Raw genomic sequence first — 23,858 nt, forward strand, 5'->3', positions numbered from 1 at the left:
GCGCGCGTGGAGGTGGTCGAGGTGAGTTCGAACGCGACGGTGGTCGGGCCGGGGCGACAGCGGGCCGCTGCGGCGACCGGGGACTCCACGCCGCCGGCGGTCGAGCCCAGCACGGCCTGGACGGAGTATCTTGCGGCCGCCCGCCAGCTGGACGGGGTACGCCGTAGCGCGGCTGCCGCCGCCGGTGAGCAGGCCCGGTCGGCGGAGGCTGCCCGGGAGGAGTTGACGGTGGTCCGTACCGGGCTGGCGAGCCAGCAGGAACGGCTGCGCGAGTTGGGCGTACCGGCGATCTCTCTGGTGCCGTCGCCGCCGGAGCTGACCGAGGCGGCCCGGTCGATGGCGGGTGGCCCGGCTGCGGTGCTGGCGGCGCTGCGGTCCGCGCGTGGTTGGGCTGAGGCGGCGGACGCGGCGCTGGACGCGCGCCGCCGGCTCCGGCCGGGGTCCTGGCCCGCGCGAGCGCGCAACCTCCTGGTGTACGGGCCGTTTGCGCTGCTGGTGCCGTTGATCCAGGTTGTGGTTCTGGCGGCGACGGGGGTGGGACCGGCCAGCGTGGCGGCGTTGATCTGCGGGCTGCCGATGCCGGCTGTCGCGTTCGTCGCCGGCTGGATCGGCGTCGGGCGGTTGTTCCGGGTCAGCCCCACCGAGCGGTTGGACCGTACGGCGCGGTTCGGCGCGTTGGTGTGCCTGGTGCCGGCGGTGCTGGCCACTGCCGGCCTGCTGCTGGCAGTGCTCGCCGGCTGAGGAACATCCTGCGGGAGCGCAACGGCCGACCGTCCCGCAAGGGTGTCGGCCGGCCGTGGGGCGTCGGGATGTCAGCGGGGGATGATCAGCGCCATCGCCTCGGCCCGCGACTTGGAGTCCGTCTGCAGGATGCCGCGTACGGCCGACGTGATGGTCTTGGCCCCGGACTTCTGGATGCCGCGCATCGCCATGCACATGTGTTCGCATTCGAGCACGACGACGACGCCGCGTGGTGCGAGTTTGCTCATCAGCAGGTCGGCGACCTGCGAGGTGAGCCGCTCCTGTACCTGCGGCCGGCGGGCGAAGACCTCGACGAGTCGGGCCAGCTTGGACAGGCCGGTGATCCGCCCGTCGGGGCCCGGGATGTAGCCGATGTGCGCGCTGCCCCGGAAGGGCAGCAGGTGGTGCTCGCAGAGGCTCATCACGTCGATGTCCCGGACGATGACCAGCTCTTCGTGGTTGGCCTCGAAGGTGGTGCTGAGCACCTGGGCCGGGTCGACCCGCAGGCCGGCGAAGAGTTCGGCGTACGCGCGGGCGACCCGGGCCGGCGTCTGCTGGAGTCCGTCGCGGTCCGGGTCCTCACCGACCGCGATGAGGATCTCGCGGACGGCCTTCTCGATCCGGCCGAGGTCGACCGCGTCCTCGACGGGACGACCGGTCAGCTTGCCGCTGATCAGCCGCGCGGCCACGTAGTCCAGTTCGTCGTCGCCGTCGGGTCGTTGCTCAGTGCGTGCCGTCCGAGTTGTTGGACGGCGCCACGCCGCCGACCGACGCCTGCGCGCCGTCGGCCTCGGCCTGCGCCTTGAGCTTGTCCTTCTCCGCAGGGGTGAGCACGGGCGGCTCGGTCGAGGGCTGACGCTTGCCGAAGCCGTTGTACGGTGCCAGCGGCGGGCGCTTGACCACCCGGGAGCAGATGCGCGCCATGTCGGCCGTGGAGAGGGTCTCCTTCTCCATCAGCTCGAGCACGATGTTGTCCAGGACGTCCCGGTATTCCACCAGGATCTCCCAGGCCTCGTCGTGCGCCAGCTCGACCAGTGCCCGCATCTCGCCGTCGATCTCGGCGGCCACCGAGTCCGAGTAGTCCCGCTCGTGGCCCATGTTGCGGCCGAGGAACGGCTCGTCCCCGCTGGTGCCGTACTTGATCGCGCCGAGCTTGGAGCTCATGCCGTACTGGGTGATCATCGCGCGGGCCAGTTGGGTGGCCTTCTCGATGTCGTTGCCGGCACCAGTGGTCGGCTCGTGGAAGACCAGTTCCTCGGCGGCCCGACCGCCCAGCGCGTACGCCAGGGTGTCGATCATTTCGGCGCGGGTCTGGGTGTACTTGTCTTCGGTCGGGAGCACCAGGGTGTGGCCCAGCGAGCGACCACGGGACAGGATCGTCACCTTGTGCACCGGCGCGGCGTGCGGCAGCGCCCAGGCGACCAGCGCGTGCCCACCCTCGTGGTACGCGGTGATCTTCTTTTCCTGGTCGCTCATCACCCGGGTCCGTCGCTGCGGACCCGCGATGACCCGGTCGATCGACTCTTCCAGCGAGTCGTTGGAGATCGCGCGCTGATCCTTACGGGCGGTGAGCAGGGCCGACTCGTTGATCACGTTGGCCAGGTCGGCGCCACTGAAGCCCGGGGTACGCCGTGCCACCGAGTCGAGGTCGACGTCGGGGGTGAACGGCTTGCCCTTGGCGTGCACCCGCAGGATGGCCTTGCGGCCCTCCATGTCGGGGGCGTCCACCGGGATCTGCCGGTCGAACCGGCCCGGGCGCAGCAGCGCCGGGTCGAGGATGTCCGGCCGGTTGGTGGCGGCGATCAGGATGACCCCGCCCTTGGTGTCGAAGCCGTCCATCTCGACGAGCAGTTGGTTGAGCGTCTGCTCCCGCTCGTCGTGGCCGCCGCCCATGCCGGCGCCACGGTGCCGGCCGACGGCGTCGATCTCGTCGACGAAGACGATCGCCGGGGCGTTCGTCTTGGCCTGCTCGAACAGGTCGCGGACCCGGCTGGCGCCGACACCGACGAACATCTCCACGAAGTCGGAGCCGGAGATGGAGTAGAAGGGCACGCCGGCCTCGCCGGCGACCGCGCGGGCCAGCAGCGTCTTGCCGGTGCCGGGCGGGCCGAACAGCAGCACGCCCTTCGGGATCTTGGCGCCCAGGGCCTGGTACTTGGCCGGGTTCTGCAGGAAGTCCTTGATTTCGTGCAGCTCTTCGACGGCCTCCTCGGCACCCGCGACGTCCGCGAAGGTCGTCTTCGGAGTGTCCTTGGTGATCATCTTGGCCTTGGACTTGCCGAAGTTGAGCACCCGGGAGCCGCCGCCCTGCATCTGCGACATGAAGAACAGCAGCAGGAGGACGAGCAGCGCGATCGGCAGCAGGTTGACGAGCAGGCTCACCCAGATGCTGTCCGAGGAGACCTTGGCGTCGGCCGGGCCGGTGACCCGGTTGGCCGCCTTGGCGTCCAGCACCTCGTTCCAGATCTGGTCGCCAGCCTGGTACGGGAACTGAGCCTCGATCTTGTCGGTCTCGGTCTTGCCGAACTTCGTCTTCTGGGCCAGATCCAGCTGGAGCGTCTGCTCCTTGTCCTGGAAGACAACCTTATTGATCTTGGCAGTGTGCAACTGATCGAGCGCAACGGAAGTGTCCACGCGGTGGTAGCTGGGACCAGCGGTGAACAGCTGACTGAGCACAACGGCGCCGAGGATGACCAGGATGATCCAGACCACCGGTCGGCGGAAGAAACGCGTACGTTCCATACTGTTGTCGAGCGCCGGAGCGCCCGCATCCTCCTGATCGACGTCCTGACCGTCTGATGGTGTCGCCGCGCTGAGCGGCGGCCGGAGCCGCCGTGCGGGCCGGCCTCGACCCCGAGACGCGAAAACTGCCGCGCCGCGGTCATTCGACGGTACACCGTGTGCGCGAGGAGTGAGCTTGCGAGCCCCGCAGTCGTGCACCATCAAAAGACCGAGTACGCCAACAGCGAGCCTGCGAGCCCCCCGCACTCGGCGCGCCTTCGACATCGACGGCACGCACCGTGGGCAGGCCCACCAGCCCCGCAGCCGACATGCGGCGAGTCCGGGGTGGAAGCCGGCGTGGCGGGGAGTCCGACTCGGCCACCCGAACGCCCGGTCACGCGATCGAGGGGGTCGAGCGCGGAGGAACCTCCGGGCCACCGTGCTACACGGTAACCGCATCAGCTGAGAGCGCGCTGAACGTCGGCTTGATGGATGCCGATGCGAGTCGGGCTCATTGCGCCCGACGGGCCACCCCGACGGGTCGGGCCCGTCGTCAGGAGCGGGCGTAGACCTCGGGCTTGAGCACCCCGACGTAGGGCAATTCCCGGTAGCGCTCATCGAAGTCGAGGCCGTACCCGACCACGAACTCGGTGGGGATGTCGAAGCCGACGTACTTCACCGGGACCGGCACCTTCACCGCGTCCGGCTTGCGGAACAGGGCGACCACCTCGACGCTCGCCGCCGAACGCGACTCGAGGTAGCGCAGCAGCCAGGAGAGCGTGAGCCCGGAGTCGACGATGTCCTCGACGACGACCACGTGCCGACCGGCGATGTCGCGGTCCAGGTCCTTGAGGATGCGGACCACACCGGAGGAGGTGGTGCCCTGGCCGTAGGAGGAGATGGCCATGAAGTCGAGCTCCGCCGGCGGGCCGTTACGGCCCAGCGCCCGGGCGAAGTCCGCCATGAACATCACCGCGCCCTTGAGTACGCAGACCAGCAGCAGCCCGTCGCCCACGTGGGCGTAGTCGGCGGAGACCTGCTTGGCCAGCTCCGCCGTCTTCTCGCGGATCTGCGCCTCAGAGATGATCACGTGGTCGATGTCGGCGTCGTACCAGGAGCCGTCAGCCATGACTCCTAGCCTGCCGTACGTCGGATGGCCTCCGTCGGCGGGGCCGCACCTTTTGGCGCGGTCCCGCCAAGGATTTTCTGCGCAAACAACGCTAATCACATCAGTTGGTGCGTGACCGCCAGCGGCGACCGGCGTCGCTGGGCTTCCAGTCGGCCGAATCGTGGCTGTCGACGGTGAGGCCGGCCGCCGAGGCGGCGACGAGCAGGACGAGGAACAGGAGGAAGAGCAGGAACTCCATGGCGGCGCTCGCTTTCAGATGATTGCTGTCGGTTTCGCCGCCGGTGCGCACCGGACTGAGACCAGTCTGCGACCTGCCAAGCCGGCCGGACAGTGGCAGGAATGCCAGTGGTCATCGATTTACTGCCACCTGTCGGGTTACCCTCGTCACATGCTGCGGTCAGTTGCCGTCCTCGCCCTCGACCAGGTCGCCCCCTTCGAGCTCGGCGTACTCGCCGAGGTGTTCGGCACCGACCGGACAGCCGACGGTTTTCCCGCCTACCGCTTCCAGGTGTGCAGCCCCGACGGCGCCCCCGTGCGTACCTCGTCCGGCTTCCACCTGACCCCACACGCGGACCTCGGCCCGGTCGACGAGGCCGACCTGGTGGCCGTTCCCGCGCACAGCCAGGGCACCACCGTCCCCGGCCCGGTGCTCGACGCGCTACGCCGGGCCGACGCCCGCGGCGCGCACCTGTTCAGCGTCTGCTCCGGAGCCTTCCTGCTCGGTGCGGCCGGGCTGCTCGACGACCGCGAGTGCACGACCCACTGGCGGTACGTGGACGAGCTGCAACTCCGGCACCCACGCGCCCGGGTGCGCTGCAACTCGCTCTACGTCCAGGACGGTCGGCTGCTCACCAGCGCCGGCACGGCGGCCGGCATCGACGCGTGCCTGCACCTGATCCGCCAGGAGCACGGCTCGGCCACCGCGACCCGGCTGGCCCGGCGGATGGTGGTCCCGCCGCACCGCGACGGCGGTCAGTCCCAGTACGTCGAGGCGCCCATCCCCAAGGCGCCCGAGGCACCCACCCTCGAACCGGTGCTGGAATGGCTGATGGGTCACCTGGACCGGACGATCACCGTGGAGGAGTTGGCCGCCCGCGCCGGCATGGCACCCCGCACCTTCGCCCGCCGGTTCCGCGCCGAGACCGGCACCACACCGCACGACTGGCTCACCAACCAGCGGGTGCTGCTCGCCCGGCGGCTGCTGGAGGAGACCCCGTTGAGCGTGGAGGCGGTCGCCGACCAGTCCGGCTTCAGCGACGCGGCAGCGCTGCGTCACCACTTCAGCCGCCGGGTCGGCGCCACCCCGCACAGCTACCGGACCACCTTCCGGGACCGGGCACACAGCGGCTGACCCGGAGTCTCAGCCCGAGACCAACCTGCCGTCGCGCCGCAGCACCCGGACACCGCCGGGCAGGTCGGCCGGGCCCTGACCGTGCCAATCGGTGACCAGGGCGTCCAACGCGGCGACGTGCCGGTGCGACAACGCCCCCGGCAGGGCGCCCAGCTCACGGGCCCAGAAATGCAACACCCGACCGCGTACGGCGGGCACCAGGCCGCGCAGCGCCGGCACGGACAGCCCTCCGTCGGGACACCGGGCCGCCGCCAGCGCCGTCCGCGCCAACTCGTCGAGCGCGGCGTTGTCGGCGGCCACCAGCCGGGCGGTACGCGCGAGGTTGTCCACCACGCCGGGGCCGAGCGCCCGTACCAGCGCCGGCAGCAGGTCGGCCCGCACCCTCGACCGGGCGTACGACGGGTCGGTGTTGTGCGGGTCCTGCCACGGAGTCAGCCCGAGGACGACGCAGGCGGCGCGGGTCTGCTCCCGGCCGATCTCCAGCAGCGGGCGCAGCAGCGGCACCCCGCCCAGATCCCGCCGGTCAGGCATCCCCGCCAACCCTCGTGGGCCGGCACCCCGGGCGAGCGCGAGCAGCACCGTCTCCGCCTGATCGTCGCGGGTGTGCCCGGTGAGCACAGCGACCGCGTTCTGCTGCCGGGCCACCTCGGTCAGCGCCTGGTAGCGGGCCTCGCGGGCAGCCGCCTCCGGCCCGCCGGGACGCCCGGCCACCTCCACCCGGACCACCGTCGCCGACCCGAACCCGATCCCCCGACCCCAGGTGGCCACCGCCTCCGCGCGCTCCGCGGAGCCGTCCTGCAAGCCGTGGTCGACGGTGACGAGCACCGCGGCGCGGCCCAGCCGAGGTGCCACGAACACGGTGGCCGCCGCGAGCGCGAGCGAGTCGGCGCCGCCGGAGCAGGCGACCAGCACCGGACCGCCGGACGGCAGACCGGTCAGGGCCCGGCGTACGGCCACCCGGATCGCGGCCACCGGCGGAGCGAGCGCGGCCACCGGCGGGCGGTCAGCCAGCGGCCGGGATGGTGCCGGCCGGGCCGTGCACCCGGGCGACCCAGGCATCCGGGTCACCCAACTCCGACAGTCGAGGCAGGGTCAACGGCGAGTTGAAGATCGAGTTGAAGCCGTCCATGCCGACACGTTCCACCACCCCGTGCACGAACTTGCGCCCCTCGGCGTACTGGCGCATCTTGACGTCCACCCCGAGCAGCCGGCGAATCGCCTTCTCCAGCGGGTTGCCCGCCTCCCGACGTCGGTTGAACGACGCCCGGATCCGCTCGACGCTCGGGATCACCTGCGGGCCGACGCCGTCCATCACGAACTCGGCGTGCCCTTCCAGCAGGGTCATCAACGCGGTGAGCCGGTCCAGTACGGCCCGCTGCGCCGGGGTCTGCACGATGTCCAACACGCTGGTGCGGCTCTCCGGGTCACGGATCGCCTCGGACAACGTGGCCACGCCGCGCCGCAACCGCTCGAGCAGGTGCTCACTCCCGCTGGACGAGGCGTCAACGAACGCCTGCACCTCGCTGAGGAAATAGGCCCGCATCCACGGCACGGCCGTGAACTGGGTGCGGTGGGTGACCTCGTGCAGACACACCCAGAGCCGGAAGTCCCGAGGGTCGGCGCCGAGCTTGCGCTCCACCTCGACGATGTTCGGTGCGACGAGCAGCAGTTGGCCCGGTTCGGCCGAGAAGACCTCGTACTGGCCGAGCACCCGGCCGGAGAGGTAGGCCAGCACCGTGCCGGCCTGCACCCCGGTCAGCCGGGACCCGATCGCCTCGGTCAACGCGCCCGGTTGCTTGTCACCGGAGAGCCGACTCACCAGCGGGGTGATGACCTCGCGGAGCCCGGCGATGTTGGTCGCGGCCCAGTCGCGGCGATCGACCACCCGGACCGGCGGGTGCGACACCTGCGCCCGCAGCCCCGTGTAGTCGGCCACGTGCCCGGCCGCCTCGTCGGTCAGCCGGCGCAGGTCGCCGACCACGTCGGTGGCTTCGGCGTACGACACGCGGGGGCCAGACTTGCTCAACGCCCCCGCCGTGGCGGCGGCCAGATCCCAGTCCACGAACTGCGCCATGGACCCACCGTACCCGCGCCGCGACACCCCGGCCCGGGCTCGCGCCCTCGATCGACACCGATGGCGACCGCGTCGCCTCCGGAGCGGCGAGGGTCAGCCGCAGCCGCAGCCGGCCAGCGCGGCGGCGATCCGGTCCAGCGCCGGCTGGGCGGTATCGCGGTCACCCGGCACCTTGTCGGTGAGCACCGCGAAGGTCAACAGCCGACCGTCGGCGGTGGTGACCAGGCCCGCGATGGCGTGCACGCCGGTCAGGGTGCCGGTCTTGGCCCGGACGCTGCCCGCGCCGACGGCGGTGCCCGCGGTGTTGCGGTAGCGCTCGTTCAGCGTCCCGGACCAACCGCCCACCGGCAGACCACCGAAGACGCCTGCCAACTCCGGATGGTCCGGGCTGGCGGCCAACCGGATCAGGTCGGTCAGCAGCGACGGGCTGATCCGGTTGCGGCGGGACAGGCCGCTGCCGTCGGAGACGCTCATCTCGTCGGCGGGCAGGCCCAACTCCGCGACCTCGGCGTCCATGGCGGCGGCACCCCCGTCGAACGAGGCCGGCTGGTTGCGGGCCAGCGCGACCTGACGGGCGAGCGCCTCAGCCACCAGGTTGTCGCTCTCGCTGATCATGACGTCGACGAGCCGGATCAGCGGCGGAGACTGCACCACGCCCAACTCGGTGCCCGGTGCCGGGGTGGCGCCGGCCGCGGCCTGGGCCGGGGCCGGTGCGGTGCCACGCTGCACGGCGTCGGTCGGCACCCCGAGCAACCGGGCGAACGCCTTGCCGGCGGCCAGGTCCGGCTCGGCGAACCGCTGGGCGGATCCGTGGTCGACGCCCGGGTCCGTACGCGCGCCGTCGGTCATCAACGCGGTCACCGCGCCGCCCGACCCGCCGGTGGGGATGTCGTCGTCCCAGCCCGGGCCGTAGACCGGGCCGGAGTAGAGCGAGCCGTCGACGGTGACGCTGGTCGGCGGGGTGCCGCCGAGCGCGGTACGCACCTGGGCGGCCAGATCGTCGAGGCGCGCCGCACCCGGGTAGTAGCCCTTCTTGTTGATCGCCAGGGTCGGGTCACCGCCACCGATGATCACCACCTCGCCGGCCTTCGCGCCGGCCACCGCACGAGTGGGAATCCGGTGGCCGGGCCCCCGGGCGGCGAGCACGGTCACCGCGGTCACCAGCTTGGTCACCGAGGCGGGGACGGTGCCGTCGTCCGCACCCTTGGCGAACAGCGTCTGACCGGTGATCACGTCGGCGACCGAGACGTTCACCCGGTCACCCAGGGCTGCGACCCCGACCAGTGGATCGAGCGCGGCACGAACCCCGTCCGGGGTGGGCACCGGGGCGTTCGAATCCGGGCCGGCCAGCACCTCCGACGGGGCGGGGTCCGGGGGCACGCCTGCCGCGTTCGGCCCGGACCCGGCGTCGTCACCCAGCCACCCGGCGACCGGGCCGGGACGGGTGATCACGAGCCCGACGCTGGCGAGCACCAGCAGGAGCACGGCGGCCAGCACCAGCGGCAGCCGCCCGCGGCGGCGCGGCGCGGCGGGCGCGGGCACGGGTGCCGGCACGGGCGCGGCGCCGGCGGGTGCCGGCAACGCGGAGATCGGTGGGCCCAACGGGGGGACCTCACCGGCGCCGGGGACGGCCGGCCCGGAAGCGAGTGGCGGGCTGACCGGCGCAGGGCTGACCGGGACCCTGGCACTGCCGCGCGGCGGGCCGCTCACCGGCCGCTCACCGCCGGCTACCGGGAAGCGACCGGTGTTCGGCGTGGGCGGTACCGGACCGGCCGGCGGGCGCCAGGGCAGCGGCGGGGGTCGCTCGGACACCGTCTCCGGTGCCGTGGCCGGTGGTTCGGGAGCCCGTGGGAGGTGCGCCTCCGGCACCGGGACCCGCCCCTTGGCACTGCCCGAGCCGGATCGTCCGGTACCGTGCGCGGAGCCCCCGTCCGGGCGGTAGTGTGAATCTTCCCTCCCCACAACCCCCTCCTCCCCCAGCGAAAATCGGCTTGGGTGACACTACTTCGGTCCGAAGACTATGCGGCGGCCGGAGTCGGCGGGTGGGCATTCACCTGTCCGGAGGGCCGCCAGTGGTTCCGTTAGCCAGCGTGGGCAGACGAGGGAGCGTGCAGATGGATTTCGACGTGACGGTTGAGATCCCCAAAGGTCACCGGAACAAGTACGAGGTGGACCACAAGACCGGCCGGATCCGGTTGGACCGCACCCTCTTCACCTCCACCCAGTACCCGGCCGACTACGGGTTCATCGAGGGCACGCTGGGCGAGGACGGCGACCCACTGGACGCCCTCGTGCTGGTCCCCGAGCCGACCTTCCCGGGCTGCCTGATCCGCTGCCGCACCATCGGCATGTTCCGGATGACCGACGAGAAGGGCGGGGACGACAAGGTCCTCTGCGTGCCCTACGAGGACCCCCGCCAGGAGCACCTGCGCGACATCCACCACCTGGGCGAGTTCGACCGCCTGGAGATCCAGCACTTCTTCGAGGTGTACAAGGACCTGGAGCCCGGCAAGTCGGTGGAGGGCGCGACCTGGGTCGGCCGTACCGAGGCCGAGGCCGAGATCCACGCCTCCTACCAGCGGGCCAGGGACGCCGAGGCGCGCGGCGAATCCGCCCACTGACGACCGCTGACGCACCGGGCCCGAGGGTCGCTCAACCGAGCAGCCCTCGGGCCCGGTCGTACAGGTCGAGCACCGCGCAGGCGATGGGCACCACGGCCACCACCAGGGCCGTGTCGGTGAGGTCCGCGATCCTCCCGACGTACGGCGAGACCGGCCGCCGGGCGTACGCGGTGCCGCTGGCGGCTGCCACCAGGGCCAACGCCGTCCCGCCGAGGACCAGCACCAACCGCCCGGCCTCGTCGGCCCGACCGACCAGCGCCGCGCCCAGCACCGCGTAGCCGGCCAGCCCGGCGAGCACCATCGGCACCCGGTGTCGCAGCGCCACGAACAGCCACGACCGCAGCAACAGCACGGCCGAGGTGACCGCCACCAGCACCCGACCGGCGGTGCCACCGGCAACCACGAGTACGACCGCCGTGGCAACCGCCAGCAGGGCGTGACCGATCAGCATCCCGGTCAGCATCTCCTCGGTGCGGATCACCGCGGCGTGCACCCGGCCCCGGTCCGGCAGGTCCCGGGCCCGCTCCGGCTCCTCCGCGGGAGTCGAGGCCGGCAGGGTGATCGGCGGGAGCGGCAACTTGCCCAGCCGGATGGCCAGCAACGGGATCACGCCGACGGCGAAGACCAGTGCGCTGAGCAGCACCGCCGCCGTACCGGCCGTGGTCATCAGCAGCGCACCGAGCGCGGCCCCCGCACCGATCAGGCCGACCGTGACACCGGCCACGAAGACCCGCAGCCGGCTGGCCACCCCGAGCAGACCGATCAACGCCACCAACAGCAGCGCGACCGAGCCGGCCAGCAGTTCGGGAGCGCCCACCCAGCGGGCCGGCCCGAACGGCCCGACCGGGTCGCCGGAGCCGACCGCCAGGGCGCCGGCCGTGAACGCGTAGGGCAGCGCGTAACCGCCGAGCGTCGCGCCGGCGACACCGTCGCCGTTGGCGCGGGAGGCCACTGTGGCGGCCACCGTGAGCACCAGGGCAACCGCGACGGCCGCCAGCCAACCGGCCCGCTGGGTCGGGCCACCGGCGAGCAGGGCGAGCAGTCCGACCGCGAGCGGTACGGCGGCACCGGCCAGACCAGCCGCCCGGGTGGCCGTGGGCGACCAGGCACCACCACGGCGGCGAGCACCCTCGGCGATCGCCTCGATGACGTCGTCGTACTCCAACTCGGGCCAGTGTGCGCGGGCCGGCACGAGGTGCAGCACCTCACCGTCGCGGACCCCCTGCGGCAGCAGCGCCTGGGCTGTCACCAGCAACGCCCCGTCGGTGCGGCGGAGCACCCAACCACCGTGCTGCTCGCCGTCGTCGGCCAGCCCGACACCGGCGTGCCGGAGCACGTCGGGCAGCAGCTCAGCCAGGGGCACCTGCTCCGGCAGGGCGACGTCCACCCGTCGTTGCGGCGCGCTGATGGTGACGCGTACCAGCCCGGTAGTCATCGACTGGTCTCCATATCGAGGGGGATCGGAGGCTGCGCGGACGACAGGACTTTACCTACCATGAGCCAGGCTCGGGTTACCCAGCGCTGTCAGGAGGCCGAGTGTCCACCGTCGTCATCAAGCGCCCACCGCGCCGACCAGCGCCGGAGATCCCCGCCGGTGAGCTGTCGGTCGAGGCACCGCCGGAGATCCCCGTGGTGACCGGCGGACGGTGGCAGCAGATGCTCATGCTGCTGCCCATGCTCGGCGGCACGGTGGCGATGGCGATGATGTTCGGCCGGGGTGGCGGCGCCTACTCGTACGTGGTGGGCGGGATGTTCGGGCTCTCCTCGTTGGCGATGCTGGTGACGTCCTGGGGCAGCGCCTCCGGCACCCCGAAGAAGTCCGAGATGATGGCCGCCCGCAGGGAGTACCTGCGCCACCTGGCCACGCTGCGGCGGCGGGTCCGGCGGACCGCGGGCCAGCAACGGGCCGGGCTCTACTACCGGCACCCGGACCCGGGCCGGCTCTGGTCGACCGTGGACAGCCACCGGGTCTGGGAGCGGCGGCCCGCCGACCCGGACTTCGCGGTGGTGCGGGTCGGCGTCGGGCCGCAGACCCTGGCCACTCCACTCGTTCCACCGGTCACCCGGCCGTTGGAGGAGCTTGAGCCGATGACCGCTGGCGCGCTACGCCGCTTCCTGGACGCGTACTCCGTGGTGCCGGACCTGCCGGTGGCGCTGTCGCTGCGCAGCTTCGCCCGGGTGCACGTGCGACCCGCCGGCCGCACCCGGGCGACCAACCCGACCACCGGCGGGCCCCCCACCGGCGACCCGGCGGCGCAGGCGCTGGTCCGGGCCGTGCTGACCCAGCTGGCGGTCTTCCACGCCCCCGACGAACTACTCGTCGCGGTCTGCGCCGGGCCGGAGCGCCGCGCCTGCTGGGAGTGGGTGAAGTGGCTCCCACACGCCCACCATCCCGGCCGCACCGACGCGCTCGGCCCGGTACGGCTGGTCACCAGCTCCGCCGCCGAACTGGAGTCGCTGCTGGCCGACGTGCTGGCCACCCGATCCCGGTTCAGTCCGGCCGGCCCGGCCACCGACGGCCCGCACGTGGTGGTGGTCCTCGACGGCGGCGACCTGACCGGTGCCAGTGAGCTGACCGGCGACGGTGGCATCGACGCGGTCACCGTGCTGGACCTGGACACTCCGCCGCCCCGGCTACTGGACCGGTACGCGCTGCTGCTGGAGTTGCACAACCGCCGGCTGCACTCGTTGTCGTCCGACGGGCACGCCGAGGTGGGCACCGCCGACCAGTTGGACCTGGCCGACGCCGAGGCGGTCGCCCGGCGGTTGGCGCCGCTGCGGCTCGCCGGCGCGGCCCGCGGGCCGGACGCCCCGTTCCAGGCCGACCTGGGCCTTCCCGAGCTGCTCGGTCTCGGTGACCCGGAGAGCTTCACTGCGGAACAGGGCTGGTTGCCGCGTTCGGCGCGAGACCGGTTGCGGGTGCCGATCGGGGTGGGCGTGGACGGCGGGGCCATCGAGCTGGACCTCAAGGAGTCCGCCCAGGACGGCATGGGCCCACACGGTCTGCTCATCGGGGCGACCGGCTCCGGCAAGTCCGAGCTGCTCCGCACGCTGGTGCTGGGGCTCGCCGCCACGCACAGCTCCGAACAGCTCAACTTCGTGCTTGTCGACTTCAAGGGCGGCGCCACCTTCACCTCGTTCGACCGGCTGCCGCACACCGCAGCCGTGATCACCAACCTGGCCGACGCGTTGCCCCTGGTCGATCGAATGGTGGACGCGATCAACGGGGAGCTGGTCCGCCGCCAGGAGTTGCTGCGCCGCGCCGGCAACTTCGCCAGCGTGCGCGACTACGAACGGGCCCGGGCGGCCGGCAGCCCGCTGGCCCCGCTGCCGTCGTTGCTGCTGATCTGCGACGAATTCTCGGAACTGCTCTCCGCCAAGCCCGACTTCATCGACCTGTTCGTGCAGATCGGCCGGCTGGGGCGGTCGCTCGGCGTGCACCTGCTGCTTGCCAGCCAGCGGTTGGAGGAGGGCCGGCTCCGCGGGTTGGACACCCACCTGTCGTACCGGATCGGGTTGCGCACCTTCTCGGCCCTGGAGTCCCGGACGGTGCTCGGCGTGGCGGACGCGCACGAGCTGCCCCGCTCGCCGGGCCACGGCTACCTGCGCGCCGGCACCGACCCGCTGGCCCGGTTCAAGGCCGCGTACGTCTCCGGTGCCGTCCACCGTCGGGCCGCGTCGGGCGGCGTCGCCGCCGAGGGAGGCGCGCGGCTGCTCACCTTCACCACCCACGTCGTACCGGTGCCCGAGCCGGCAACCCCGCTCCAGCCGGCCGTGGCGGAGGAGGAGGGCAGTAGGACGCTGCTCGACCTGCTGGTGGACCGGCTCGTCGGGCAGGGCCCGCCGGCACACCAGGTGTGGCTTCCGCCGCTCGGTCAGCCGCCGGCCCTGGACGAGTTGCTCGGCCCGGTCGAGGTGCACCCGAAACGCGGGCTCAGCGTGGGCAACCCGGAGCTGCACGGCTCACTGGGAGTGCCGATGGCGGTGGTGGACAGGCCGTTGGAGCAGCGCCGGGACCTGCTCTGGTTGGCGCTGGACGGTGCCGCCGGGCACGTCGCGGTGGTCGGTGCGCCGCAGAGCGGCAAGTCCACCGCCCTGCGCACGCTGATCTGCGCGCTGGCGCTCACCCACACACCCGCCGAGGTGCAGGTCTACTGCCTCGACTTCGGCGGCGGCGGGCTGGCCGCACTGCGCGACCTGCCGCACGTGGGCGGGGTGACCGGCCGCGCCGACCCCACCGCCGTACGACGCACCGTCGGCGAGATGACCGCCCTGCTGGTCGATCGGGAACGCCGCTTCGCGGAGTTGGGCGTCGAGTCGATGGCCGCGTACCGGCAACGTCGAGCGGCAGCGGGGACGGCCGGTCAGCCGGGCGCCGACCCGTACGGCGACGTGTTCCTGGTGATCGACGGGTGGAGCACCATGCGCGGCGAGTACGACGACCTGGAGCCACTCGTCACCGACCTGGCCACCCGGGGTCTGTCGTACGGACTGCACGTGGTCGCCACCGCGCTGCGCTGGCTGGATTTCCGTCCGGCGATCCGGGACCTGTTCGGCTCCCGGCTGGAGCTACGCCTCGGTGACCCGGCCGACTCGCTGGTGGCCCGGCGTGCCGCCGCGAACGTGCCGGAGCGCCCCGGTCGAGGGGTGACCGCGGAGGGCCTGCACTTCCTCACCGCGCTGCCTCAGCTCGGTACCGCCGGCGGGGACACCGCCGAGCTGGTCAAGAGGGCCACCGAGGGGTGGGCGGGGCCTCCGGCGCCCCGGGTGCGGCTGCTCCCGCCGGTGCTGCCGTACGCCGATCTGGACCTCACCTCGACGACCGGGCTGCGGCTGCCGATCGGGATCGCGGAGGCGGACCTGCGCCCGGTGCTGCTCGACTTCTCCACCGAGCCACACTTCGTGGTCTTCGGGGACTCGGAGTGCGGCAAGTCGTCGTTCCTGCGCGCACTGGCCACCTCGATCATCACCCGCTTCACTCCCGAGCAGGCGCGGGTGATCCTCGTCGACTACCGGCGCAGCCTGCTCGGCGCGATCGAGACGCCACATCTGATCGGGTACGGCACCGCCGCCGCGCACACCGCCGACCTGGTCGAGTCGGCCGCCGGCTACCTGGAGCGGCGGGCCCCTGGGCCGGAGGTCACCCCGCAGCAGTTGCGGGACCGGTCCTGGTGGTCCGGGCCGGAGCTGTTCGTGTTGGTGGACGACTACGACCTGGTGGCGGCAGGGCCGGCGAACCCGTTGCGGGCACTGGAGGAGCACCTGCCGCACGCCCGGGACATCGGGCTGCACCTGGTGCTGGCCCGCCGCTCCGGTGGGGCGGGCCGCGCCCAGTACGAGCCGATCGTGCAGCGCCTGCGGGAGCTGTCCACCGCCGGCCTGGTGATGGCGGGCAGCCCCGAGGAGGGCGCACTCGTCGGGCCGGTGCGACCCGGACCGCTGCCGCCGGGGCGTGGCCGACTGGTCACCCGGCGGGAGGGCGTACGCCTCGTTCAGCTGGCGCAACTGCCGCCGCAATGACCTGACTCGCTGGTTCTTCCCGTGACGGGTGGGGAAAGCGGTAATCTCCGATCGTCATGGTTCCGTCGGGATGAATGGCTGGGGATGTGACTGGGGTGCGGTACAGCGGTCCGTCAGCGGCCCGACGAACGACCGGCCGAGTGCTGCTCGGCGTCGCCGCGGCGCTCGCCGTCGTGGCACCGACCGCGGCAGCCGTGCCGGTCGCCGCGCCCACGAATGGCGGACAGCTCGCCGGCGCGCCGATGGCGTTCGCCCCCGGTGACGCCGTCGCCCGCACCGACCAGGTCCGCGACGAGCAGTGGCAGATCGACGAATTGCAGGCCGAGACGGCGTGGCGTACCTCGACCGGCCGGGGTGTGACAGTGGCGGTTGTCGACTCCGGAGTGGACGGCACGCACCCCGACCTGGTCGGCCAGGTGCTCCCCGGCAAGGACCTGGTCGGCCCCGGCGGCGCTCCGGGCCCGGACCCGGTGGGCCACGGCACGACGGTGGCCGGCCTGATCGCCGGGCGCAGCGACGACAAGCGGGGCGTGATCGGCCTGGCACCGGACGCCCGGATCCTGCCGGTCCGGGTGCTGGACGAGGAGAACCGTTACGACGACGCGCTGATCGTCGCCCAGGGGGTTCGCTGGGCGGTCGACAACGGCGCCCGTGTGATCAATTTGTCGCTGGGCGGCAGCGGCGACAGCCCGGCCCTGGCCGCTGCCCTGGACTACGCGTTCGTCCGGGACGTGGTCGTGGTCGCCTGCACCGGCAACCTGGCCACCTCCAGCAGCACCAAGGTCTGGTATCCGGCTCGGGAGCCCGGTGTGATCGCGGTGGCCGGTCTCGAACGCAGCAGCGACAACCTGTGGTCCGGGTCCATCACCGGCCCGGCCACTGTGCTCACCGCCCCGGCCAGCGGGCTGGTCGGCGCCAAGCCCCCCGGCGGGTACTGGCGGGTGCAGGGCACCAGCTTCGCCGCGCCGCTGGTGGCCGCGACCGCCGCGCTGGTCCGGTCCCGTTATCCGCAGATGCCCGCGGGTGAGGTGGTCAACCGGTTGTTGGCCACCGCCCGGGACCTGGGCCCGACCGGGCGGGACGACCGCTTCGGGTACGGGGTGGTCGACCCGGTGGCCGCGTTGACAGCTCAGGTGCCGCCGGTGACCGCCAACCCGCTGGACGACCAGACGTCGCCGGGGGTGACCGGTTTCGGTCCGGCGCCGGGCTCGGTCGACGACGATCCGGTGGCCGGTGCCGGTACCGATCCCCTGGGTCTCGCCGCGTCCGGTCAGCAGAGCCGGTGGACGGCTCGGGCGGCGGGCGGTCAGGACACGTCCGCGCCGGAGCAACTGGCGACCACTGTCGTCCTCCTGGTCGCTCTGGTCGGCGGTGCGGCGCTGATGATCCGCCGGCTCCGCCAGCGGACCCGTTGAGCACGGCCGTCCGACAGGCCTGACCGGTCGCCCGGTCGGGTAGAACAGGGTCCATGAGTACGCACCGGCCACCCACGCTCACCCTCACCGGCCAGCCGTCGTGGCGGCACCGTCGATTCGACCCGGACCACGCGCTGGGGCTGCGGCTCACTCTCGCCACGATGGCGGCGTTCCTGGTGCTGGTGCCGTTCGCGCTGCTCACGCTGCTGGTGCTCGGCGCCTGGGCACCGCTGCACCGGTTGGACACGGCGGTCACCGACGCGCTGCTCGACTACGCCCACGATCACCCGGCATGGGTCGTGCTGATGCGGGTCTGGACCGAGGTGTTCGCGCCGATGCCGCTGCGCGCCGGCGCCCTGCTCCTGGTGATCTGGCTGCTGCGCCGGGGGGCCCGCCGCCTGGCCCTCTGGGCGGCCACCACCATGGTCGTCGGCGGGTTGCTGGGTCCGCTGCTCAAGCTGCTGGTCGGCCGGGACCGGCCGGAGCTGCTGGACCCGGTGGCCCGGGCCGCCGGTTACTCATTCCCCTCGGGGCACGCGCTGAACGCCACCCTGGCCGCCGGGGTGCTGCTGCTGGTGCTCCTTCCGTACGCCCGGCAAGGGGCGGCACGGGCTGCGCTCTGGGTCGCGGCGGTGCTGCTCACCGTGGTGACCGGGCTGAGCAGGGTGGCGCTCGGCGTGCACTTCACCAGCGACGTGCTGGGCGGATGGCTGCTCGGTGTGGCGGTGGTCGCGGCTACCACCGCCGCGTTCACCAGTTGGCGGGCACACCCCGTCGGGCGTCGCGCAGTGCCGGCCCGTGGGGTGGGCTGACCCCCGCTTCGACGCTCAGGTGCACTCGCCGGTGGCGACCTGTCGGTTGCGTTCAGCCCCGGCCAACGCCACCGGACGGGCCTCGGCCGCCGTCACCGCGAAGCCGGTGTTCGGGTCGTCGGACGCCGCCGCGAAGATCACGCCGAGCACCAGGCCATTGGCGGAGAGCAGCGGACCGCCCGAGTTGCCGCTGCGGACCAGCGCCCGAATGGTGTATATCTCCCGGGTCACCTCGTTGGCGGAGTAGATGTCCGGGCCCTTGATCCGGTCGACGTCCCGGATGCGCGCCGACTGCGCGTTGTAGGGGCCGTCGAGCGGGAAGCCGAGCACGATGGCGTCCGAGCCGCTGCCCGCGTTGCCGGCGGCGAACCGCAGGGACGGTCCGGGCAGCCCGGGCACCAGCAGCACCGCCAGGTCGCGGTTCGGGTCGTAGACGACCACCTTGCCGTCGTACCGCTCGCCGCCCAACTCCACAGCGACCGAGCGGGTGCCGGCCACGACGTGCGCGTTGGTCATCACCCGGTCGTCCGCGTACACGAAACCGGAACCCTCGATCCGGCGTGAGCAGCTGGGCGCGGAGCCGAGCACCTTGACGACCGACTGCTGGCCGCTGACCACCACCTGGGAGCCGGCCAGCGCCGGGTCCGGAGGGTCGACCTGCCGGGCCCGGGTGGGCGCGAGGTCACCGAAGACGTCCGGGAACCCGTCGGTGTCGACGGTGTCCTCCAGCGCCGTGGACAACTGGTGGGCCTGCTCCGGCAGCACCCGGTTGACCACCGTGATCAACGCGCTGTTGCGGACCGAGGCGGCGAGCCAGGGCACCGAGGACGAACCGAGCGGCACGGCCACCAGCCACGCGAGCAGGAGCACCGCGAACAGCGAGACGAACGCCCCACCGACGTCGTCGATCCGTTTGCCCACGTCGCTGGTGATCGTCTTGCGCAGGTGCGAGCCGAGCCAACCGGCGAGTGCCTGCCCGACCACCGCCAGCCCGAAGATGGCCACGAGCGAGATCAGCACGCGGGTGCCGGCGTCCACGAACTGTCTGGCGAACAGCGGCCCGAGCTGGAGACCCAGCAGCAGACCCAGGAAGAAGCCGGACAACGACGTGACGCCGATGACGAAACCCTGGCGGTATCCGCTGATCGCGAACACGAGCATGAGCAGCAGCAGGACGAGATCCACGACGGACACGGGTCAAGCGTACGGGCAGTGTGCCCGCCGGATGACCATCGCTTGCGGATGGTGACCGTGCGGTCAGCGCAGGGCGTTCTCGTCGGCCTCGTCGGTGCCGGCGGAGGGGGCGGGTGTCGCCCCGGTCGGCGGAAGTTCCATCACTCGGCCCGGCGACCACGGACGGGCCCAGCCGCCCATCTCGAGGAGGGTGGCGAGCACCCCGGCGGTGAAGCCCCAGACGAGCATCCCGCGCGCCGAGAAGGCCGGACCGATCCAGCCACTCGGGTGGCGCACCCGCAGTCGGTTTTCCGGATCGACCAGCTCGCTGACCGGCAAGCGGGCGACGTGTGCCACCTCGGCCGGCTCCCGTGGGTGCACCGGGTGCGGGTCGTGCCACCAGGCGAGCACCGGCGTGACCACGAAGTCGCTGACCGGGATCCACAGTTTCGGCAGCTCGGCCAGCACGGTCACGCTGGTCGGGTCGAGGCCCACCTCCTCGTTCGCCTCGCGCAGGGCGGTGGCACGGACGTCGGCGTCCTCAGGGTCGGCCGCACCGCCGGGAAAGGCGGGCTGACCGGCGTGGTTGCGCAGGGTGGCGGCGCGTTGCAGGATCAGCACGTCGGGACCCACGCCGGGCTGCTCGCCGAGCAGCACCAGCACAGCGCTCTCCCGTCCGCCCTCGGCGGGGGTGGTCAGCCTGGTGAAGTCCTCGGCGCGGGCGGTGCCCAGCCGGGTCAGTAACGGCTCGATCCACTCGGGTGGCCGACGGGTCACGCCGGCACCGCCAGGCCGAGGTGCTGGCGGACCAGCTTGGCGAGCGTGGCGTCGTCGAGAGCACCGCTGGCGTCGATGTACCGGACCTGACCGTCGGCGTCGACGAAGAGGGTCAGCGGAATGGCGTTGCGCTTCAGCTCGCGCTGCACCGCCTCGCCCTGGTCCATCAGCATCGGGAATCGAACGCCGAAGTCCTCACCGATGGACTGGGCGCCGCTGCGGCTGTCGCGGCTGTTGACCCCGACCACCTGGAGCTGACCGGCGGCCCGCTCGCTGAGGCGTTGGAAAGCGGGCAACTCCTTGCGGCACGGCGGGCACCAGGAAGCCCACACGTTGATCACCGCCGGCCCGGCCACCTCCCGCAGCGCGACGGGGGCACCGCCGGTGAAGCAGGAGAGGGTCAGCTCCGGCAGCGCCGGCCCGCCAGCGGCGGGCGCAGTCGTGCCCGAGCCGGGCGACGCCGGCGCAGTCGTGCCCGAGCCGGGCGACGCCGGCGCAGTCGTGCCCGAGCCGGGCGACGCGGCGGTGGGCGCGGTGCTCAGCGCGGCGCAGTCCCGGAACGGGGACGGTCGCTCAGCAGTCACCGGACGGGGGGCTGGCTCGTCGTCGGCGGTGCCGCTGGTGCACCCACTGACGGCCAGCAGCAGCGGCACGACGGCGAGGGCGAGGCGGCGGTTCACGGCACCTCCGCGGCGATCGCCTGGGCGGGCACCAGCTCCGGGTCGACCCCGGCAGCGACCGCGAGGTCGCGCGCCCGGGGGCCCTTGAGCAGCTTGGCGGCGGCAGCCGGCTCGGTCGGGCCGGTGCCGTAGGAAGGGCAGAGCTTCGCGAGGGTGCACGCGCCACAGGCCGGCTTGCGGGCGTGGCAGACCCGTCGCCCGTGGAAGATGATCCGGTGCGAGAGCATGGTCCAGTCGCGCTTGTCGTACAGCGCGCCGATCGCGTGCTCGATCTTGACCGGGTCGGTCTCGGTGGTCAGCCCCCACCGGTGGACCAGCCGCTGGAAGTGCGTGTCGACGGTGATGCCCGGGACGTCGAAGGCGTTGCCGAGGATCACGTTGGCGGTCTTGCGACCGATGCCGGGGAGCGTCACCAGGTCGACCAGCCGGCCCGGGACCTCGCCGTCGTACCGGTCGAGGAGGGCCTGACCGAGCTTGAGCAGCGAGTCGGTCTTGTTGCGGTAGAAACCGGTGGGCCGGATCAGCTCCTCCATCTCGCCCCGGTCGGCGGCGGCGTACGCGGCAGCGCTCGGGTAGCGGGCGAAGAGCTTCGGGGTGACCTCGTTGACTTTCTTGTCCGTGCACTGCGCGGACAAGATCGTGGCGACGGCCAACTCCAGAGCGTTGGAGTGGTCCAGCTCACAATGCGCGTCGGGGTGCGTCTCGGCCAGCACCCGGCCGATCTTGCGGGCACGGCGTTTGCGCCCGAGGTCGGTCTCGCTGGCACCGGGAGGGCTACTGGTCACGACGGTCAGCCTACGTCGCACCCCGGACGGTCCTCCTCGGGTCAGCCGGCGGTCGGCGGCGAGATCTTCCCCTGCCCGTCGAGGCGAGCGCCAGCCTTCGGGAAGTCGGCGCGGCTCAACTCGGTGACCAGACCCAGGCCGCGGTCGTCCGGGTCCATCGTCGGCTTGCCCGCGGAGTTCATGTAGGTGGAGGTGAACGAACCGCCAGCCCAGCTGCCGTCCGGCTTGAGCGACACCTTCAGCACCCCGCCCCAGCCGAGACGACCGGCGTTGCTCAGCGAGTTGCCGCCGCCGGCGAAGTTACCCAGGCTGTACGCGATCAGCCGGCCCTGGTAGAACTCCATCCCGCGCAGCACGTGCGGGCCGTGCCCGACGATCAGGTCGGCGCCAGCATCGATCATGGCGTGCGAGAACTTCACCGGGTCGCCCCGGTTCTCGCCCAGGAACATCTCGGTGCCCGGCTTCACCCGGGTCTTGTCGGCACCCTCGCCGCCCATGTGCACCTGCACCACGACCAGGTCGGCCATGGTGGCGGCCTTGGCAACCACCGCCTTCGCCTTGGCGATGTCGACGAGGCTGTTCGACCAGACGTACGACGAGAAGCCGGCAACAGCGACCTTGACGCCCTTGACGTCGACCACGGTGATCTCGTTCGGAGCGCCGGTGTGCTCCAGGTCGTACTTCTGCAGTGCTTTCTGGGTGTTCTCGTAGCCCTTCGGCCCGTAGTCGTAGCCGTGGTTGTTGGCCTGGTTGAGCACGTCGAAGCCGGCATCACGCAGGTGAGCGGCGTACTCCGGCGGGGCGCGGAACTGGAAGCAGCGGGTGGAGTTGGCCCCGCACTTGCCGGTCCCGGTGTCGACCGTCAGCGGCTCTTCCAGGTTGCCCATCACCAGGTCGGCCTTGAGCGCCTCGGTGACCGAGGCGAAGAAGCCCTTACCGCCGGCGGCGGGTAGCCGACTGGGCGCATTGCCCATGATGATGTCGCCGGTTGCGGAGAGCGAGATCGCGCCACCCGAACCGGAGGATGTCGGCCCGGTGGCCTTCGGGCCGGCCGTGGAGACCGGCGCACCGGTGCCACCGCCTCCCGCGCCGGGCTGCCAGACGGGTGCCTCAGCACCGGAGTCGGCGCAGCCGGCAGCGAGGAGGGTGGCCAGCAGCGCGGCGAGGCCGAGGGCGACGCGGCGGCGTGGGCGGGACGCGAGGGGGGCGGGAGCGTACATCGCCCGCGACCCTACCGGTCGTTAAACGCGCCGACGCCAGCCGATCGGTTGGACTTTCAGCCCGTGAGCTGCTCAGACCACGGCACAACCGGCTGGGCGCCACCGGCGAGCACTGCCGCGTGCACCGCCCGGGCGAGGGGTGCTCCCCAGGTGGAGCGTGGGCCACCGTACGCGGCCTCCGGCCCGTCCACGGGGCAGAGCACGGTGACCGCGTCGGTGGGTGTGCCGGTCCCCGGCACCCCCAGCTCGGCGATCGCCTGGGTCTTCGCCTCGGTCGCGGTGGCCACCGCGTTCACCAGTGCCGAGTCGGCGAGCCGGGCCGGCACGTACACCACGATGTTGACCGTGCCGACGCGTTGGGCGAGCGCGGTCGGCGTCGGCGCGGCCGCGGGCACCGGCGTGCCGAGCCCGACCGTCACCCAGGCCCGCACCCCGGTGTCGGTCCGCGCCACCACCTCGGTCACATCGACGCCGGTCAGCAGACCAACCCCGGGCCCGTCGAGGGCCAACTCAGCGGCGAGCGACGCCAGGTGCGCCGCAGGGTCCTCCCGGTCGTACGACATCGGCACGGTCGCGTTCAGCACCCACCGCCGGACCCCGATGCCACCGCCCAGCGGGCCACTGCTGACCGCCCGCAGCGGCACGTCCCCACGCCAGACGAGCAGCGGGACGTTCCGCCCGTCCTCGACGCGGCTGGTCAGAATCGGCTCGCTCAGCACGTCGGGCAGGTTACGCCCACCCATCAAGATTCCAGGGGCGACCTCTGATTCATGCTCACGTGCGCCTAGACTTGGCGGCGCGCGAGGGGATCAGCGGACGGCGGCCCCGGCCGACGGACG

Annotated in this window: 20 protein-coding genes; 6 read left to right on the forward strand and 14 right to left on the reverse strand. The window is 72.5% G+C overall.

What is annotated here, in order from left to right:
• Positions 1–21: 21 nt before the first annotated feature.
• Positions 22–741: a hypothetical protein gene (locus V6U86_RS18370; protein WP_334504991.1), complete on the forward strand. Its 720-nt coding sequence runs from the start codon at positions 22–24 to the stop codon at positions 739–741.
• Positions 742–812: 71 nt separating this feature from the next.
• Here the strand turns inward: V6U86_RS18370 and folE are convergent, their stop codons facing one another.
• The 4 genes from folE to V6U86_RS18390 all read right to left on the reverse strand — a co-directional run bounded on the left by folE (position 813) and on the right by V6U86_RS18390 (position 4,880).
• On the reverse strand, positions 813–1,430 hold the full coding sequence (gene folE, locus V6U86_RS18375; protein ID WP_112601529.1) for a GTP cyclohydrolase I FolE: 618 nt from the start codon (positions 1,428–1,430) through the stop codon (positions 813–815).
• A 34-nt stretch (positions 1,431–1,464) separates the two neighbouring features.
• Positions 1,465–3,483: an ATP-dependent zinc metalloprotease FtsH gene (gene ftsH / locus V6U86_RS18380; protein ID WP_334505000.1), complete on the reverse strand. Its 2,019-nt coding sequence runs from the start codon at positions 3,481–3,483 to the stop codon at positions 1,465–1,467.
• 532 nt (positions 3,484–4,015) lie between these two features.
• Positions 4,016–4,591: a hypoxanthine phosphoribosyltransferase gene (gene hpt / locus V6U86_RS18385; RefSeq protein WP_334505002.1), complete on the reverse strand. Its 576-nt coding sequence runs from the start codon at positions 4,589–4,591 to the stop codon at positions 4,016–4,018.
• 100 nt (positions 4,592–4,691) lie between these two features.
• Entirely contained in the window at positions 4,692–4,880 is a 189-nt protein-coding gene (locus V6U86_RS18390) for a hypothetical protein (RefSeq protein WP_334505130.1), read from the reverse strand.
• Between the two features lie 99 nt (positions 4,881–4,979).
• Here V6U86_RS18390 and V6U86_RS18395 point away from each other — a divergent pair, with 99 nt between their 5' ends.
• A complete protein-coding gene (locus V6U86_RS18395) occupies positions 4,980–5,942 on the forward strand; it encodes a GlxA family transcriptional regulator (protein WP_334505004.1) in 963 nt (320 codons plus the stop codon).
• 9 nt (positions 5,943–5,951) lie between these two features.
• Here the strand turns inward: V6U86_RS18395 and tilS are convergent, their stop codons facing one another.
• The 3 genes from tilS to dacB all read right to left on the reverse strand — a co-directional run bounded on the left by tilS (position 5,952) and on the right by dacB (position 9,558).
• Positions 5,952–6,935, reverse strand: a complete 984-nt coding sequence (tilS, locus tag V6U86_RS18400; protein WP_334505006.1) for a tRNA lysidine(34) synthetase TilS — start codon at positions 6,933–6,935, stop codon at positions 5,952–5,954.
• 10 nt (positions 6,936–6,945) lie between these two features.
• Positions 6,946–8,016 (reverse strand): zinc-dependent metalloprotease, encoded by a 1,071-nt coding sequence (locus V6U86_RS18405; RefSeq protein ID WP_334505008.1) that lies wholly within the window; start codon positions 8,014–8,016, stop codon positions 6,946–6,948.
• A 93-nt stretch (positions 8,017–8,109) separates the two neighbouring features.
• A complete protein-coding gene (gene dacB, locus V6U86_RS18410; RefSeq protein ID WP_334505120.1) occupies positions 8,110–9,558 on the reverse strand; it encodes a D-alanyl-D-alanine carboxypeptidase/D-alanyl-D-alanine endopeptidase in 1,449 nt (482 codons plus the stop codon).
• A gap of 572 nt (positions 9,559–10,130) precedes the next feature.
• Between dacB and V6U86_RS18415 the strand changes: the two genes are divergently transcribed.
• On the forward strand, positions 10,131–10,637 hold the full coding sequence (locus tag V6U86_RS18415) for an inorganic diphosphatase (protein WP_109816465.1): 507 nt from the start codon (positions 10,131–10,133) through the stop codon (positions 10,635–10,637).
• A 31-nt stretch (positions 10,638–10,668) separates the two neighbouring features.
• Here V6U86_RS18415 and eccD read toward each other — a convergent pair whose 3' ends face one another.
• Positions 10,669–12,072: a type VII secretion integral membrane protein EccD gene (eccD, locus tag V6U86_RS18420; protein ID WP_334505013.1), complete on the reverse strand. Its 1,404-nt coding sequence runs from the start codon at positions 12,070–12,072 to the stop codon at positions 10,669–10,671.
• Between the two features lie 101 nt (positions 12,073–12,173).
• Here eccD and eccCa point away from each other — a divergent pair, with 101 nt between their 5' ends.
• The 3 genes from eccCa to V6U86_RS18435 all read left to right on the forward strand — a co-directional run bounded on the left by eccCa (position 12,174) and on the right by V6U86_RS18435 (position 18,384).
• The gene (gene eccCa / locus V6U86_RS18425) at positions 12,174–16,157 is read left to right on the forward strand and encodes a type VII secretion protein EccCa (protein ID WP_334505016.1); all 3,984 of its coding nucleotides are present in this window, start codon (positions 12,174–12,176) and stop codon (positions 16,155–16,157) included.
• Positions 16,158–16,231: 74 nt separating this feature from the next.
• On the forward strand, positions 16,232–17,572 hold the full coding sequence (gene mycP / locus V6U86_RS18430) for a type VII secretion-associated serine protease mycosin (protein WP_334505018.1): 1,341 nt from the start codon (positions 16,232–16,234) through the stop codon (positions 17,570–17,572).
• A 53-nt stretch (positions 17,573–17,625) separates the two neighbouring features.
• Positions 17,626–18,384: a phosphatase PAP2 family protein gene (locus tag V6U86_RS18435; RefSeq protein ID WP_334505020.1), complete on the forward strand. Its 759-nt coding sequence runs from the start codon at positions 17,626–17,628 to the stop codon at positions 18,382–18,384.
• Positions 18,385–18,399: 15 nt separating this feature from the next.
• Here V6U86_RS18435 and V6U86_RS18440 read toward each other — a convergent pair whose 3' ends face one another.
• The 6 genes from V6U86_RS18440 to V6U86_RS18465 all read right to left on the reverse strand — a co-directional run bounded on the left by V6U86_RS18440 (position 18,400) and on the right by V6U86_RS18465 (position 23,738).
• Positions 18,400–19,578, reverse strand: coding sequence for a MarP family serine protease (locus V6U86_RS18440; protein WP_334505021.1), 1,179 nt, complete (start codon positions 19,576–19,578; stop codon positions 18,400–18,402).
• A gap of 63 nt (positions 19,579–19,641) precedes the next feature.
• Complete coding sequence (locus V6U86_RS18445; protein ID WP_334505022.1) at positions 19,642–20,334, reverse strand: NUDIX hydrolase; 693 nt, start codon at positions 20,332–20,334, stop codon at positions 19,642–19,644.
• Positions 20,331–21,014 carry a TlpA family protein disulfide reductase gene (locus tag V6U86_RS18450; protein ID WP_334505023.1) on the reverse strand — a complete coding sequence of 228 codons (684 nt, stop codon included), beginning with the start codon at positions 21,012–21,014 and terminating at the stop codon, positions 20,331–20,333. The genes V6U86_RS18445 and V6U86_RS18450 overlap by 4 nt, the downstream gene beginning before the upstream one ends.
• On the reverse strand, positions 21,011–21,844 hold the full coding sequence (nth, locus tag V6U86_RS18455) for an endonuclease III (protein WP_442934964.1): 834 nt from the start codon (positions 21,842–21,844) through the stop codon (positions 21,011–21,013). Before nth ends, V6U86_RS18450 begins: the two co-directional genes overlap by 4 nt.
• Positions 21,841–23,019: a CapA family protein gene (locus V6U86_RS18460; protein WP_334505026.1), complete on the reverse strand. Its 1,179-nt coding sequence runs from the start codon at positions 23,017–23,019 to the stop codon at positions 21,841–21,843. The genes nth and V6U86_RS18460 overlap by 4 nt, the downstream gene beginning before the upstream one ends.
• A 56-nt stretch (positions 23,020–23,075) precedes the next feature.
• Positions 23,076–23,738 (reverse strand): adenosylcobinamide amidohydrolase, encoded by a 663-nt coding sequence (locus tag V6U86_RS18465; protein WP_334505121.1) that lies wholly within the window; start codon positions 23,736–23,738, stop codon positions 23,076–23,078.
• Positions 23,739–23,858 lie beyond the last annotated feature (120 nt).

Source organism: Micromonospora sp. CPCC 205558 (genome assembly GCF_036902955.1).
Taxonomy (GTDB): domain Bacteria; phylum Actinomycetota; class Actinomycetes; order Mycobacteriales; family Micromonosporaceae; genus Micromonospora.